We start from the raw sequence: 13,557 nt of genomic DNA, 5'->3' as shown, positions 1-13,557 counted from the left end.
ACCCACGAGGACGTCCGCGCGCCGTACGGCCCGCGGCCGTCGGGAAGCCGTAGGGGGCACGGACCGTTCGCCGACGCCTCAGCCTCCGAGGACGGCGAGCAGTTCGTCCTTGGTCATGGAGCCGTAGCCCTCGACGCCCTTCTTCCTGGCCTGTTCGACCAGTTCCTCCTTGGTGCGGCCCTTCGGCCTGGGCGGCTTGGCGAGTTCCTCGGCCTTGGCCTGGCTGAAGGCCCGGCCCATCGCGGCCAGCCTGTCGGCGGAGAGGGCCTTTGCCATGGCGGGGAGGATGTCGCTCTCCTCCTCCTCGACGTGGTGCTTGACCGCCTTGACCAGCCGCTCCAGCGCGGTCGTGAACTCCGGCCGGTCGGGGTCGGCCTCCATGAGGGCGGCCAGGAGTTCCTCGGCCTCGTGGTGTTCCCCGATCCCGTGGCGGACCTCGCCGCGCTCACCGGGATCTGCCTTGGCCAGTTCGGGGTAGACCCGGGTCTCCTCGGCTCGGGCGTGCGCGACGAACTTCGCGGCCAGTTCCGCCACCAGGGCGGGCCGGTTCTCCGGCTGGCTCCTCAGCCTCTCGAAGATCGTTTCGACGTCGCGGTGGTCGGCCATGATCAGCTCGATGACGTTCTGGGGCATGTTCGTCTCCTCAGTCTCAGGAACGGGCCCTGGCGGACACCCGGCGATCGGCTTTCTTGATCGCCTCAACCGGTTCCGCCCCTACCCGCCGTCGCCTCCTGAAACCTCCGGAGCCCGGCCACGCGGTGTGCTCCTTCAGACGGCGGTCCACGTGCTCCGCCGCGGACTCGGCCGGGTCCGCGGCGGGCCGCCCTCTCCTGAGGCCGGACGTACCGGCACCCTCACGGGCCACGTCCCAGGTCGTGACCGGGCGGGGTGCCGGAGTCCGACCGGCCGGGCGGCGCTCAGCCCGTAAGGCGGTCCCAGACCTGGCGGTCACGCTCCGGGGTCCAGATGCCGGGGGCCTGTCCGTCGAGTTCCTCCCAGGCGCGCCAGGTGTCGAAGACCATGGCGTGCTCGAAGACCGGCATGCCGCCGTATACGGGCAGCAGGGCCTCGCGGGCCGCCACGTACGCCTGTTCGACCGTGCCGCCGCCCTCCTTGACCTTCTCCACGGCGGTCATCAGCGTGCTGAGGAAGTCACGGGTCAGCTCGACGGCACGCTGGGAGGCGGCACGGTCATGGGCGATCTCGCCGCGTCCGCCCACCAGGATCTCCACGTCGAGCGCCTTGACCCGGTCGAGCGTGGTGGTCATCCACTCCCGGTGGTAGGCGTCGCCGGTGTAGACGGCCGAGCCGTTCTCCACCAGGTCACCCGCGAAGAGGACCTTCGACTTGGGCACGTAGGCGTAGATGTCACCGGAGGTGTGCGCGTTGCCCGCCCAGGCCAGTTCGACGGTGCCGCGGTCGCCGCCCAGTTCGATCGACATGTGGTCGTCGAAGGTGAGGGTCGGCCAGGTCAGGCCGGGGATGGTCTCGTGCCCGGCGAACAGCCTCGGCATCCGGCCGAACTCGACGTCCCAGTCCTCCTTGCCGCGCTCGACGATGAGCCGCCTGGTCTCGGTGTGCGTGATGATCTCCTGCGCGTCGAACCCGGCGGCACCGAGCACGCGTACCGCGTGGTAGTGCGACAGGACCAGGTACCTGACCGGCTTGTCGGTGTGCTGACGCAACTGCGCGAGCCAGCGCCTGGCCATCACGGGGGTGGCACGGGCCTCGAAACAGACCAGGAAGTCCTCGCCCTCGATGGCGCCCACGTTCGGGTCGCCGCCCGTGGTCAGGGCGTACACGCCGTCGGCGAGGACCTCCAGGATCTCGGGCTTCTCCTCGGTGTCGCCGGTGGAGGCGAATGGCTTGGACACGGTGTGCTCCTTCTTGTCGTGGTGGTTCGTCAGGCGTGCCGGAGGCGGTCCAGCGCGGCGCCGTCCCACAACATCCCGTGGCCGGGACGGTCCGGCGGAGCCGCCACACCACCGCTGACCGGCAGGGTCTCGGCGAGCACCTCGTCGATCAGCGGGAAGTGCTCGACGTATGCGCAGTTGGGTACGGCCGCCGCCAGGTTGATGTGCAGCTCCGGCAGGAAGTGGGGGGTGAGCACGGCGCCGAACACCTCGGCCACCGCGCTGATCCGCAGCCATTCGGTGACGCCCCCGCACAGCGGCACGTCGGGCTGGAGCACGGACGCGGCGCCCTCGCGCAGGTAGTTCGCGAACTCGTGCCGGCCGTGCAGGTGCTCGCCGACCGCGACGGGGACGCCCTGACGGGCGGCGAGCTGGGCGTACCCCGCCAGGTCGTCGGAGGGCAGCGGCTCCTCGATCCAGTAGACGCCGAGGTCGTCGAGGCGGCGGCCGAGCCACACCGCGGTGGGCAGGTCGAGCCGCTCGTTGCAGTCGACCATGATCCGCAGGTCGTCGCCGAGCGCCTCGCGTACGGCGCGCACCCGCGCCACGTCCTCCTCGGCGCGGCGGGCGCCCACGCGCAGCTTCACCGCGTCGTAACCTTCGGCGACGTACCGGCGGGAGCCCTCGATCAGCTCGTCCACCGTCATCGCGTGGGTTGAGCGGCCGCTGCCGTACACCGGGACGGTGTCGGTGTGCGCGCCGATGTAACGGTAGAGGGGCAGCTCGGCGCGGCGGGCGCGCAGGTCCCACACGGCGATGTCGGCGGCCGAAAGCGCGGGCAGCGCGACGCCCCTGCCCAGCCTGCGGGTCGCGGCGGTGATCTCGTGCCAGCGGCGCGGCCAGGCGTCGAGGGGGGTGCCCTCGGCCATCTCCTTGACCAGGCCGGTGAGCAGGGCGTACAGGGCTTCGGCGCCGCCGGTCAGCGCGTAGGTGAAGCCGGTGCCCGTGGCGCCCTCGTCGTCGGTGAGGGTGACGTGGAGCAGGTCGACCCGGGTGGCGCCGGAGCCGCCGCGTCCCGCGCCGAGCGGGACGCGCACCCAGGCCGTGCTCAGGTCGGCGATCGTCGGACGGTTCACAGGACCTTTCCAATCCAGCCGATCAGGGCGTCGGCCATGACCGCGGTGAGCTCGGGCTGGCCGTTGAGGTAGTGACGGCCGCCCTCCACCGCGGTGAGTGTCTTGTTGTCGTGCGGCACCGCCTCGTACAGCTGGCGGGCGTGGGAGGGGAAGCACGCCTGGTCGGCGGTGCCGTAGATGACGTGCACGGGGACGTCCACGGTGGCGAGCCGGGCGGGGCCGTCGCCGTTGGAGGTGCGGATGGACCACTGCGACAGCCATGAGCGCAGGCTGGTCAGGTGGCCGAGGGTGGTGGGCCGCAGGTTCGCCTCGTAGGGCTCCCCCCACAGGGTGCCCGGCGCGCGGTCGGACGGGTCGATGGACAGGTCCACGTTACGCGGGTCGGCGCAGGTGGCGTGGATCCTGATGGGCAGGTCGGTGACCCTGCCTCCGGCGCGCTCGGTGAGCGCGTCGAGCCGGGCGACGACCGCGTCGGTGATCCGCTCGTTGCGCGCCCGCTGCGCCTCGCGGTAGCGGGCCAGCCACTCCTCCCCGTACGGCGGGCCGTTGTGCGCGGCGAACATGTCGAGTTCGGGGTCGCGGTCGAAGGGGTCGTCCTCGTCGCGTACCGCGGGGTCGAGCCATTCGACGAGAAGGTTGGCCCGGCCGGGGTGGGCCATCAGCATGACCAGGGCGTCGGCGGGCGGCAGGTGGGCCTTGGTCAGGTCGGGGCCGCCGCCGTATGGCGCGGAGGTGATGGTGGCGTTGCGCGCCTGCTCCTGGTAGAGGGCGACGAGCCCGCCGCCGCCGGAGTTGCCGACGAGGACGACCTTCTCGTACCCCTCGGCGCGCAGGTGGCCGACGACGGAGGCGATGTCGAGTACGCAGTTCTCCAGCAGCAGCACCGAGTCGTTGCCGAGGTAGCGGGTCGTCATGGCCACCGCGTCGACCCCGCGCTCGGCCCACGCCCCGAGCGCGTAGTGCCCGAGGAAGTTGGAGGAGGGGTGGACCACCACCACGGCGGTGTCGGCGCGCCGGCCGGGGTTCGCGCGGACCCGGGAGCACCACAGCACTCCCGCCATCCGGGCCACGCCCGAGTAGACCTCCGAGGCCGCGGCCGCCGTCCCGATGGGAACGGTGAGCAGCTCCCGCTCAGCCATGTCCTGACCACCTCACCCGCGTTCGATTAACGGTTACTGTCACCATATATCGGTATCGCTCACCCTAGCGCACACCCTCACGTCTTGACAGGGGCGCGACCGGGTTCCGAGGATGCACGTAACCGAAGTGCACAAAAAACGAACATCGCAACCGAATAACGGTCAAGGAGTTGGCGCCGGTGCAATCGCTCAACGAGATCCTCGCGGCCAAGGCCGCATCGGTCCAACGGCCCGAGGAGGCCAAACGCGCCATCAACGAGGCGTTCGCCGAGATCGAGGCCGCCGGCCTCGTCCCCGGGGTGAAGGTCGGAGAGCAGGCGCCCGACTTCACGCTGCCCAACGCGGTGGGAGCCAAGGTACGGCTCCGCGACCGGCTCGCCGAGGGACCGGTCGTCCTGATCTTCTATCGCGGTTCATGGTGCCCGTACTGCAACCTTGAGCTGGCCGCCTACCAGGCGGCCCTGCCCGAGTTCCGTGAGGCGGGGGCACGGCTGGTGGCGGTGAGCCCGCAGCTGCCCGACGACGCGCTGTCGATGCAGGAGAGGCACGACCTGGCCTACGACGTGCTCTCCGACGCCGACCAGGAGGTCATGGCCGCCTACCGGGTGCGGTTCGAGCTGCCCGAGGAGATCAAACCGCACCTGCTGGACGTCACCGCGGCGGCGCTGGCCCGCCAGCAGCCCGACGGCCGCTGGAGCCTTCCCGTGCCCGCGACGTTCGTGCTCGACCCCTCCGGCGTGGTGCGGGCCCGGCACGTGACGATGAACTACCGGACGCGGATGGAGCCCGCCGACGCCCTGCGGGCCGTACGCGAGATCCGCGCGTCCGCCGGCTGATCACCTCCCCTCCCTCGGGGCGGTGAGACGGCCGTTTCACCGCCCCGCATCATTCCTGTTGCCGTTCGGCCACCCTCTTGACACACCAGATGGGCCACAGCACGATAGTCGAACGGTTTAACCGAATATCGGTTGCGGGCCGTTCTCTCCCCATCGACCACAACGTGATCTCTACTGCCTGCGGCCACGCGTTTCCGACGGACGCGGACCCGTACCGGCACGAAAGGGGACGCATGCCATCCCACACGCTCCGCATGGCCGCCGCGCTGGGCGCCGCGGCTCTCGCCATCACCACCGTGACCGCCTGTTCCACCAAGGCGCAGACCAGTTCCGACACCTCCGGTGGCATGCCCACGGGGCCTGGTGTGGACGGCTCCACGATCAACCTGGGTCTGCTCACCGACGTCACCGGCCCGTTCGCCGCGATCGACAAGCAGCAGAACCTGGGCGTGAAACTCTACTGGGACGCCAAGAACGCCGCAGGCGGCGTCTGTGACGGCCGCAAGGTCAACCTGGTGACCCGGGACCACGGATACGACCCGCAGAAGGCGGTGTCCCTGTACTCCGACCTGTCGCAGCAGGTCCTCGCCCTGCAGATCACCGTCGGCTCGCCCACCACGCTCGCCGTACTGCCCAAGTTGGAGCAGGACCGCATGCTCGCGGTGTCCATGGGCTGGTCCCCCAGCGTCAAGGACAGCGAATCGATCATCATCCCCGGCACCACGTACGACATCGAGATGGTGAACGCGGTCGACTACCTGATCGAGCAGAAGAAGCTCGCCAAGGGCGACAAGATCGGTTACATCCACCTCAAGGGCGACTACGGCGAGCCCGGCCTGGCGGGGGCCACCTTCGCCGCCGAGGCCAACGGCATCTCCGTGGTCAGCCAGCAGATCGACCCGACGGTCAGCGACCTCTCCGGGCAGGTCAAGCAGATGGCCGGGGAGGGCGTCAAGGCGCTGTTCCTGAGCGCGTCAGGACGGCAGGTCTCCTCCGCGGTGGCCGTCGCCGACGTGGAGGGCCTGGACGTGCCGATCGTGGCGGCCTCCCCCGGCTTCTCCCCCGAGTCGCTGACCACCGGCGCGGGAGCGGCCATGGAGAAGAACATGCTCGTGGTCAGCTCCGCCGCGCCGTTCGCCGGTGAGGGCCCCGGCCCCGAGCAGGTCAGGAACCTGTACGCGAAGTCCGGCGAGAAGTCGATCACGCCCAGCCTGTGGGTGACGCTCGGCTACGCGGCGTCGAGCGTGATGGACCAGGCCATCACCCAGGCGTGCGAGAACAAGGACCTCACCAGGGAGGGCCTGGCCAAGGCCTTCCGGCAGAAGGGCGTCTACGACACCCAGCAGACCACCGTGCCGCTGGACTTCTCCAAGCCGGGCGTCTCGCCGTCCGCCAAGACCTTCGTCATGAAGCCGTCCAAGAGCGCCGAGGGCGGGCTGGAACTGGTCCAGAGCGGCTACACCGGTCCGGACACGGCGAAGTTCCAGGCGCGATGACCGCTCGGGCCACAGACGATCCGCTGCTCTCGGTGCGCGGCCTCGGGGTCCGCTACGGGGACGCGGTGACCGCCCTGCGGGACGTCAGCGTGGACGTCCCGCACGGCGGCATCGTGGCGGTGCTCGGCAGCAACGGCGCGGGAAAGTCCACGCTGCTGCGCGCCGTCTCCGGAGTGCTGGCAGGCCAGGCCGGCCGGATGACCGGCGGTGAGATCACGTTCGCCGGCGCCCGCATCGACGGTGTGGGCGCCGAGCGCCGGGTCAAGTCCGGCATCGTGCAGGTCCCCGAGGGACGTCGTGTGTTCGGCCGCCTGACCGTCGAGGAGAACCTGCGGGCGGGCAGGTACGGCAACCCGAAGGGCAGGCGGCCCGGCGACCTGGAACGGGTGTACGAGCTGTTCCCCGTGCTCGGCGAGCGCAGGGGGCAGACCGCGGGCCTGTTGTCCGGCGGCGAGCAGCAGATGCTGGCCATCGGGCGGGCCCTGATGGCCGAGCCCCGGCTGCTGCTCCTGGACGAGCCGTCCCTGGGACTCGCACCCAAGATCATCGACAGGATCGTGGACCTGCTGCGCGAGATCCACAGGCAGGGCACGGCGATGCTCGTCGTCGAGCAGAACGCGGCGGTGGCGCTGGAGCTCGCCGACCACGCGTACGTGCTCGCCGTGGGCGAGGTGGCGATCGAGGGCCCGGCCGAACGCCTGCGCGGCGACGACCGGGTGCGCCGCCTGTACCTGGGAGGAGAGCCCGACGAGGAGGACGCGGCCACGATTCCCGCCGAAGCACAGGGAGGGACGGCATGACGGCACCCGGAGCCCGCCTGCAGGTCAGCGACGTCACCGTCAGGTTCGCCGGGGTGACGGCGCTCGACGGGGTCACCTTCACCGCCGAACCCGGCACGATCCACGCGGTGATCGGCCCGAACGGAGCGGGCAAGTCGTCCCTGTTCAACGTGCTGTCCGGGATCTACAAACCCGCCCGGGGCAGCGTGCTCGTGGACGGCGGCGAACTGGTCGGGCTCGCCCCGCATCGGGTCACCGGCCTGGGAGTCGGCCGGGCGTTCCAGAACGCGTCCATGTTCGCGGGGCTGACCGTGGAGGAGAACCTGCTGCTCGGCCGGCACCGGCTGGGCAGGGGCGGGGTGTTCGGCGCCGGACTGCGCCTTCCCCATGCCCGCCGCTCCGAGCGGGAGGCCAGGGCCAAGGTACGCGAGGTCGCCGAGTTCCTCGGGGTCGACCACCTGCTCGCGCTGCCCGCGGCCGAACTCCCCTACGGCGAGGCCAAGCGGGTGGACATCGCACGCGCCCTGGCCACCGAGCCGCGGCTGCTGCTGCTCGACGAACCGGCGGCCGGCATGCACACGCACGAGAAGATCGCCGTCCGCGACACCATCCGCAGGATCGCCGCCGAACAGCGGATCACGGTCCTGCTGGTCGAGCACGACATGGGGCTGGTGATGGGCATCTCCGAGCAGGTCACCGTGCTCGACTTCGGTCAGGTCGTGCTCACCGGGCCGCCCGACCAGGTGACCGCGCACGAGGCGGTCATCGCCGCCTACCTCGGCAGGGCCGCAGAAAAGGAACGTTCCGAGTCCGAGCCGCCATCCTAGGAGCCGGTTTCATGGCACAACTTCTCTCGATGCTGGTGGAGGGCGCGTCACTCGGTGCCGTGTACGCGCTCGTCGCCCTGGGCATCGTCGTCGTCTACAAGTCCTCCAGCGTGGTCAACTTCGCCCAGCCGAGCCTGCTGATGTTCGGCACGTACGTGCTGGCCAGCGCGTACACCCTGCACGGGCTGTCGTTCTGGGTGGCGCTCCCGCTGGGCGTGGCCGCGGCCGCGGTCCTGGCCGTGCTGATCGACCGCCTGCTGGTCAGCAGGTTCCGCAAGACGCACGCGGTGGTCGCGGCGAGCATCATGACCATCGGCCTCGACGTGGTGCTGCTGACCGAGACCGACCGGCGGATCGGCTCGCAGATCCTCACCACCGGTGACCCGTGGGGCAACGCCGTGGTGCGGTTCCTGGGCATCGGCGTCGCCGAGGCGCGGATCGCCGCGCTGGTCGTCGGCGCGCTGCTGCTGGTGCTCTTCCAGCTGTGGCTGCACCGCAGCGACTTCGGCGTGGCGATGCGGGCCACCGCCGAGGACCCGGAGACGGCGTCCCTGATGGGCATCCGGCTCGGCCGGGTCTCGGCCACGGCGTGGGCCGTGGCCGGTGCCCTGGCCGTGTGCGCGGGGCTGTTCATCGTGGCCTATCCGAGCCCGGGTCTGGACACCTCGGTCGAGGCCGTGGCGCTGCGCGCGCTGCCCGCCGCGATCATCGGTGGCCTGGACTCCACCACCGGCGCCATCGCCGGAGGGCTGCTGGTCGGGCTGAGCGAGGTCCTGGTCCGCGGGTACGGCGAGTACCTGACGTTCCTCGGCCAGGGGTTCGAGGAGGCCGCGCCGTACGTGTTGATGCTGGTGGTGCTGTTGATCAGGCCCGCCGGGCTGTTCGGGATACGGGAGGCCGTCCGTGTTTAAGCCGGCGAACACATCAGAGGAGACACGGCGCGGTGCGCGCGCGGGGGTCCGGTGGCGCACGCCGGTCGCGGTCGTGGCGGGCGTCGTCCTGCTCGCCATCCCGCTGTACGCCGACCGGTTCTGGCTCAATCTGGGCTCCTTCGCCTTCGCCGCCGCCATCGGCGCGGTCGGGCTGATGATCCTGGTCGGCCGGGTCGGTCAGCTCTCCCTCGCGCACTCGTTCTTCCTGGCCGTGGGCGCCTACGGGTACATCTGGCTCGGCTCACCGGCGAAGGAGGGGTCCTGGGGGCTCGGCCTGCCCAGCCTGCCCGCCGCGGTGATCGCGGTGGCGCTGGCAGGACTGGCGGGGCTGGCCTTCAGCCCGCTGGCCGGCCGGTTGAAGGGCATCTACCTGGGGGTCGCGTCGCTGGCGCTGGTGTTCATCGGCCAGCACGTGCTGTTCACCGCCGAGCCGCTCACCGGTGGTTACAACGGGCGTAACGTGCCCGAGCTGACCGTCGGCTCGTTCCAGGTGCTCGGCGCCGAGCCCGAGCTCTCGCTGCTCGGGGTGCCGCTGCGCCAGGCCGAGCGCGGGTGGTACGTCACCCTGATCATCCTGGTGCTGACCACGGTGTTCGCCGTGCTGGTACTGCGCAGCCGGGTGGGCAGGGCGTTCGCCGCGGTCCGCGACGGCGAGGTGCACGCGGCGGCGCTCGGCGTGCGGGTGGCGTGGTACCGGTCGGTCGCCTTCACCCTGTCGAGTGTGTACGCGGGACTCGCCGGCGTGCTGCTGGCCCTGCTGTTCCAGCGGGTGGTGCCCGAGTACTGGGACCTGTTCCTGTCGCTGGAGTACCTGGCGATGGTCGTGATCGGCGGGCAGGCGTCGGTGGCGGGAGCCATCGCGGGCGCGGCGTTCGTGTCCTCGCTGCCGCTGCTCCTGCAGCGCTACAGCGACGCGATCCCGGGCATGGGCGGCGCGGTGTCCGACTTCGGGCCCGCCTACGTCGCGCAGATCATGTACGGCGGGCTGATCGTGGTCATCCTGTTCTACGAGCCCAGAGGGCTGGCGGCGCTGGCCACCCGGGCGCGTAAGGCGCTGACGTCCCGCCGCCCCGTCCCGGCCGACCACGCGGCGCCGTCGTGACGGCCCTCATGGGCCCGTCATGACGCCCTCATGACGGGCCCATGAGGGCATCATGACGGCCTTCCCGCTCAGAAGGGCCCCGCGACCGTGGTCGCGGGGCCCTTCTGAGCGGGTGGGCGGGCGTTTCACCCGCCGACGTCGACACCGGCGCCGCGGGCCCACGACCAGGCGTAGCCGGGGTCCTCCGCCTCGTCGAGGTGGGGGCCGAGGTCGAGCGGTTTGAAGGTGTCCACCATGACCGCGTACTCCTCGGTCCTGGTCACCGTCATGCTCTTCTCTGCGCTGCCCGGCTGCGGGCCGTGGATGTAACCGGCGGGGTGCAGGGAGATGGACCCCATGCCGACGCCCGTGCCCGCACGGCTCATGAAGTCGCCGCCGCAGTAGAACAGCACCTCGTCGGAGTCCACGTTGGCGTGGTTGTAGGGGACCTTCACCGCGTCCGGGTGGTAGTCGTACATGCGCGGCACGAAGGAGCAGATGACGAAGCCCGGCCCTTCGAAGGTGATGTAGGTGGGCGGCGGCAGGTGCAGCGCGCCGGTCGAGGGGGTGAAGTCACGGATGGACAGCGCGTAGGGGTAGTTGTAGCCGTCCCAGCCGACCACGTCGAAGGGGTGGTAGGCGTAGGTGTAACGGGTGACGCCACGCCGGTGCCTGACGTACACCTCGGCCGGTCCGTCGGCGGAGGTCAGCTCCTCGGGGCCGCGGATGTCCCGCTCGTTGTACGGCGAGCCGTCCAGGAACTGCCCGAACGGCGACATGAACCGCTTGGGCGGCCTGATGTGCCCGCCGCCGGACGCGGTCACCACGAACAGCCGTAGCTCGCCGCCGAGCAGCCGCCAGCGGTGCGTCGTGGAGGTGGGGATGACGACGTAGTCGCCGTCGCCGACCTCCATCCGGCCGTAGGGGGACTCCAGCACGGCCGAACCCGCCTCGACGTAGACGAGTTCGTCGCCGACCGCGTTGCGGTACAGGGGGCTGTCGGCGTCGGCGGCGACGTAGGAGATCGTCAGGTCGGAGTTGCCCATCAGGACCCGCCGGCCCAGGATCGGGTCCCCGCCCGGCTCGAAGGCGTGGGTGCGCAGGTGCCGTGGCAGCAGCGGATCGTTGGGCCGCATCGGCCCGCCGTCGTCGGCATGGCTCTCCGCCGCGGTGATGGCGGTCGGGATCCTGCGGTGGTACAGGAACGACTGGGTCCAGCTGAACCCCTCCTCGCCCTGCATCTCCTCGTGGTAGAGGGCGCCGTCGGCGCCGCGGAACTGGGAGTGCCGTTTACGTGGCACCTCGCCAAGACGCCTGTAGTAGACCATGCCCACCTCAATCCGGGGTCGAGCCCTGCGCTCTGTTGGCGTTCTATTATCGGTTACATAGACCGTATATCGGCGATCCTTGCGCACGGACAGAGGGTTGTCAATCGCCCGGACATGCGAAAGGCCCCGGTGCCCGCTCGGGGCTCCGGGGCCGTCGCGCCTGCGTCAGGGCAGGCCGGAGGTCAGGTCAGGCCGAGTGCGATGCGCCCCGCCAGGGCGATCACCTCGCCGGCCAGAACCTTCTCGTCGTGCTTGCGCTCCTTCGGGATCACCACACCGACACTGGCGTCACACCAGCCGTTGACCACGATCGGGGCGGCGATGCCGGTGAAGTTGGGGACCAGTTCGCCGGTGGTGACGACGTACCCCCGGCTTCGCCCGTGGCTGACCTTGTCGCTCTCGCCGGGCTCGGGGGGACGCCCGGCCAGGATGGCGATACCGGTGGCGGCGGTGCCCAGCGGATGCCGGGAGCCGGTGCGCAGGCCGATGTGGAAACTGGCCCGCTTGGGCTCGACCGAGGCCAGGGTGACGGCCCCGTCCCCGTCGGCGACATGCATGACGGCGGTGGCGTCGAGCCGCTCGGCGATCTCGGTGAGCAACGGCCCCGCGACCACCATGAGATTCTGGGAGACCTGGCGCGCCAGGGTGAACAGCCCCATGCCCAGCAGGTAACGTCCCTCACGGTTGCGCCGGACGAATCCACGGTGCAGCAGGGTCGCCAGCAGGCGGGCGGCGATGGAGCGGTGGACGCCGAGCCGGGCGGCGGCCTCGGTCGGCGACAACCCCTGGTCCACCTCCGCGAGGATCTCCAGCAGGCGCAGCCCCCGATCGAGCGTTTGCGCGATTTCGCCAGATCTGGCCGGTTCCTCGGTCACGGTCTCACTCCTAGTCGAAAATCGGGCTACACGAGCGATTATCGCGCCTCCCCCGCTCGCACGCCAACATCGATTCGCGTCGCATCCCGTCGCCCCTCTTGAAGTCCCGCCGCAAACAGGGCAATCTATGACCAATATACGGTCGTAGTAACCGGATATCGGTCACTTCGGAGGTGGCGATGGTTCTGCCGGACAGCTCAGGTTCTTTCCCGCACGTGGTGATCGTGGGCGCGGGGCCCGTGGGCATGGCCACCGCGATCCTGCTCGCCAGGCAGAACGTGCGCTCGGTGGTGCTGGAACGCCGTGACCAGCCGAGCTGCCGGCAGTCCAGAGCCGTCACCGTGCAACGCGACATCCTCGCGCTGTACGACCGTCTCGGCGTGGCCGACGAGATCGTCAACGACGGGATGAGCTGGTCGCTGGGCCGCACGTACTACGGCGACAAGGAGATACTCCAGCTCAGGTTCCCGCCGCACGGCGAGGAGATCTACCCGCCGTTCGTGAACTTCCCGCAGTTCCGCATCGAGGAGATGCTCCACGACGCGGCGCTCGCGACCGGTCTGGTGGACATCCGGCTGGAGCGCACGGTCACCGGCTTCGAGCAGGACGACTCCGGCGTGCGGGTCACGGCAGACGGCCCCGAAGGACCGGAGACCCACACCGGCGCCTACCTCGTCGCGGCCGACGGCATCGGCAGCGGCGTACGGCGCCGCCTGGGCATCACCTTCGACGGCTGGCAGACCAAAGGACGCTTCCTCGTCGCCGACTTCGAGGCCGAACTGCCGTTCAGGCGGGAGCGGCGGCTGTGGTTCAACCCGCCCTTCTATCCCGAGGGGATCGTGCTCATGCACGGGGTGAGCCAGCGACTGTGGCGGCTGGACTGGCAGATCCCGCTGGACGCCGACGCCGACGTCCTCACCGAGCCCGAGCGGGTGCGGGCGCGGATCGCCACCGTGATCGGCGACCACCCGGTGAAGGTGGTCCGCAGCAACACCTACACCTTCCAGCAGTGCAGGGCCTCGGCCTTCCGCAGCGGCCGCGCGTTCCTGGTGGGCGACGCGGCACACGTCGTCTCGCCGTTCGGCGCCCGCGGCATGAACAGCGGCATGGAGGACGCGGAGAACCTGGCCTGGAAGCTCGGCCTCGTGCTCAACGGCAAGGCGGGGCACGCGCTCCTGGACAGCTACGAGACCGAGCGGGCGGCGGCGGCCGACCACAACCTGGAGCTGACCGGGGCCTCCATGAAGTTCATGACCCCCGACGGCGAGCCGGGCC

At 70.5% G+C, this 13,557-nt stretch carries 13 protein-coding genes; 7 read left to right on the top strand and 6 right to left on the bottom strand.

Features of this window, described 5'->3' with window-relative positions:
* Window positions 1-78: 78 nt before the first annotated feature.
* From ACFOYY_RS03750 to ACFOYY_RS03735, 4 genes are all read right to left on the bottom strand, one after another.
* Window positions 79-633 (bottom strand): hemerythrin domain-containing protein, encoded by a 555-nt coding sequence (locus ACFOYY_RS03750; RefSeq protein ID WP_386187844.1) that lies wholly within the window; start codon window positions 631-633, stop codon window positions 79-81.
* Window positions 634-917: 284 nt separating this feature from the next.
* Entirely contained in the window at window positions 918-1,874 is a 957-nt protein-coding gene (locus ACFOYY_RS03745; RefSeq protein ID WP_352011925.1) for an MBL fold metallo-hydrolase, read from the bottom strand.
* A gap of 29 nt (window positions 1,875-1,903) precedes the next feature.
* Window positions 1,904-2,989: a mandelate racemase/muconate lactonizing enzyme family protein gene (locus tag ACFOYY_RS03740; protein WP_386187841.1), complete on the bottom strand. Its 1,086-nt coding sequence runs from the start codon at window positions 2,987-2,989 to the stop codon at window positions 1,904-1,906.
* Window positions 2,986-4,128: an alpha/beta fold hydrolase gene (locus ACFOYY_RS03735; protein ID WP_362776124.1), complete on the bottom strand. Its 1,143-nt coding sequence runs from the start codon at window positions 4,126-4,128 to the stop codon at window positions 2,986-2,988. The genes ACFOYY_RS03740 and ACFOYY_RS03735 overlap by 4 nt, the downstream gene beginning before the upstream one ends.
* A 179-nt stretch (window positions 4,129-4,307) precedes the next feature.
* On the opposite strand from ACFOYY_RS03735, the gene ACFOYY_RS03730 reads away from it, so the two are divergent.
* The 6 genes from ACFOYY_RS03730 to ACFOYY_RS03705 all read left to right on the top strand — a co-directional run bounded on the left by ACFOYY_RS03730 (window position 4,308) and on the right by ACFOYY_RS03705 (window position 10,100).
* The gene (locus ACFOYY_RS03730) at window positions 4,308-4,964 is read left to right on the top strand and encodes a peroxiredoxin-like family protein (protein ID WP_352011922.1); all 657 of its coding nucleotides are present in this window, start codon (window positions 4,308-4,310) and stop codon (window positions 4,962-4,964) included.
* 233 nt (window positions 4,965-5,197) lie between these two features.
* On the top strand, window positions 5,198-6,460 hold the full coding sequence (locus tag ACFOYY_RS03725; RefSeq protein ID WP_386187837.1) for an ABC transporter substrate-binding protein: 1,263 nt from the start codon (window positions 5,198-5,200) through the stop codon (window positions 6,458-6,460).
* Window positions 6,457-7,260, top strand: coding sequence for an ABC transporter ATP-binding protein (locus ACFOYY_RS03720; RefSeq protein WP_352011920.1), 804 nt, complete (start codon window positions 6,457-6,459; stop codon window positions 7,258-7,260). Before ACFOYY_RS03725 ends, ACFOYY_RS03720 begins: the two co-directional genes overlap by 4 nt.
* Entirely contained in the window at window positions 7,257-8,066 is an 810-nt protein-coding gene (locus tag ACFOYY_RS03715) for an ABC transporter ATP-binding protein (protein ID WP_352011919.1), read from the top strand. Before ACFOYY_RS03720 ends, ACFOYY_RS03715 begins: the two co-directional genes overlap by 4 nt.
* 11 nt (window positions 8,067-8,077) lie before the next feature.
* Window positions 8,078-8,977 carry a branched-chain amino acid ABC transporter permease gene (locus ACFOYY_RS03710; protein WP_352011918.1) on the top strand — a complete coding sequence of 300 codons (900 nt, stop codon included), beginning with the start codon at window positions 8,078-8,080 and terminating at the stop codon, window positions 8,975-8,977.
* Between the two features lie 73 nt (window positions 8,978-9,050).
* Entirely contained in the window at window positions 9,051-10,100 is a 1,050-nt protein-coding gene (locus tag ACFOYY_RS03705; protein ID WP_362776130.1) for a branched-chain amino acid ABC transporter permease, read from the top strand.
* A gap of 125 nt (window positions 10,101-10,225) precedes the next feature.
* Here ACFOYY_RS03705 and ACFOYY_RS03700 read toward each other — a convergent pair whose 3' ends face one another.
* Window positions 10,226-11,407 carry a homogentisate 1,2-dioxygenase gene (locus ACFOYY_RS03700; RefSeq protein WP_352011916.1) on the bottom strand — a complete coding sequence of 394 codons (1,182 nt, stop codon included), beginning with the start codon at window positions 11,405-11,407 and terminating at the stop codon, window positions 10,226-10,228.
* Between the two features lie 182 nt (window positions 11,408-11,589).
* Window positions 11,590-12,282 (bottom strand): IclR family transcriptional regulator, encoded by a 693-nt coding sequence (locus tag ACFOYY_RS03695; RefSeq protein WP_352011915.1) that lies wholly within the window; start codon window positions 12,280-12,282, stop codon window positions 11,590-11,592.
* A gap of 179 nt (window positions 12,283-12,461) precedes the next feature.
* On the opposite strand from ACFOYY_RS03695, the gene ACFOYY_RS03690 reads away from it, so the two are divergent.
* Window positions 12,462-13,557 (top strand): FAD-dependent monooxygenase (locus tag ACFOYY_RS03690; protein ID WP_386187831.1); only part of this gene is annotated, 1,096 nt, incomplete at its 3' end.

The sequence above is a fragment of the Streptosporangium jomthongense genome, assembly GCF_042650425.1.
In the GTDB taxonomy this organism is placed as follows: Bacteria; Actinomycetota; Actinomycetes; order Streptosporangiales; family Streptosporangiaceae; genus Streptosporangium.
Note: the sequence above shows the minus strand (reverse complement) of the source record. Positions and strands in the feature narration are given on the sequence as shown.

Coding starts and splice junctions, on each gene's coding strand:
- ACFOYY_RS03750 (WP_386187844.1), bottom strand. CDS start 633: ATGCCCCAGAACGTCATCGAGCTGATCATGGCCGACCACCGCGACGTC.
- ACFOYY_RS03735 (WP_362776124.1), bottom strand. CDS start 4,128: ATGGCTGAGCGGGAGCTGCTCACCGTTCCCATCGGGACGGCGGCCGCG.
- ACFOYY_RS03725 (WP_386187837.1), top strand. CDS start 5,198: ATGCCATCCCACACGCTCCGCATGGCCGCCGCGCTGGGCGCCGCGGCT.
- ACFOYY_RS03720 (WP_352011920.1), top strand. CDS start 6,457: ATGACCGCTCGGGCCACAGACGATCCGCTGCTCTCGGTGCGCGGCCTC.
- ACFOYY_RS03715 (WP_352011919.1), top strand. CDS start 7,257: ATGACGGCACCCGGAGCCCGCCTGCAGGTCAGCGACGTCACCGTCAGG.
- ACFOYY_RS03710 (WP_352011918.1), top strand. CDS start 8,078: ATGGCACAACTTCTCTCGATGCTGGTGGAGGGCGCGTCACTCGGTGCC.
- ACFOYY_RS03700 (WP_352011916.1), bottom strand. CDS start 11,407: ATGGTCTACTACAGGCGTCTTGGCGAGGTGCCACGTAAACGGCACTCC.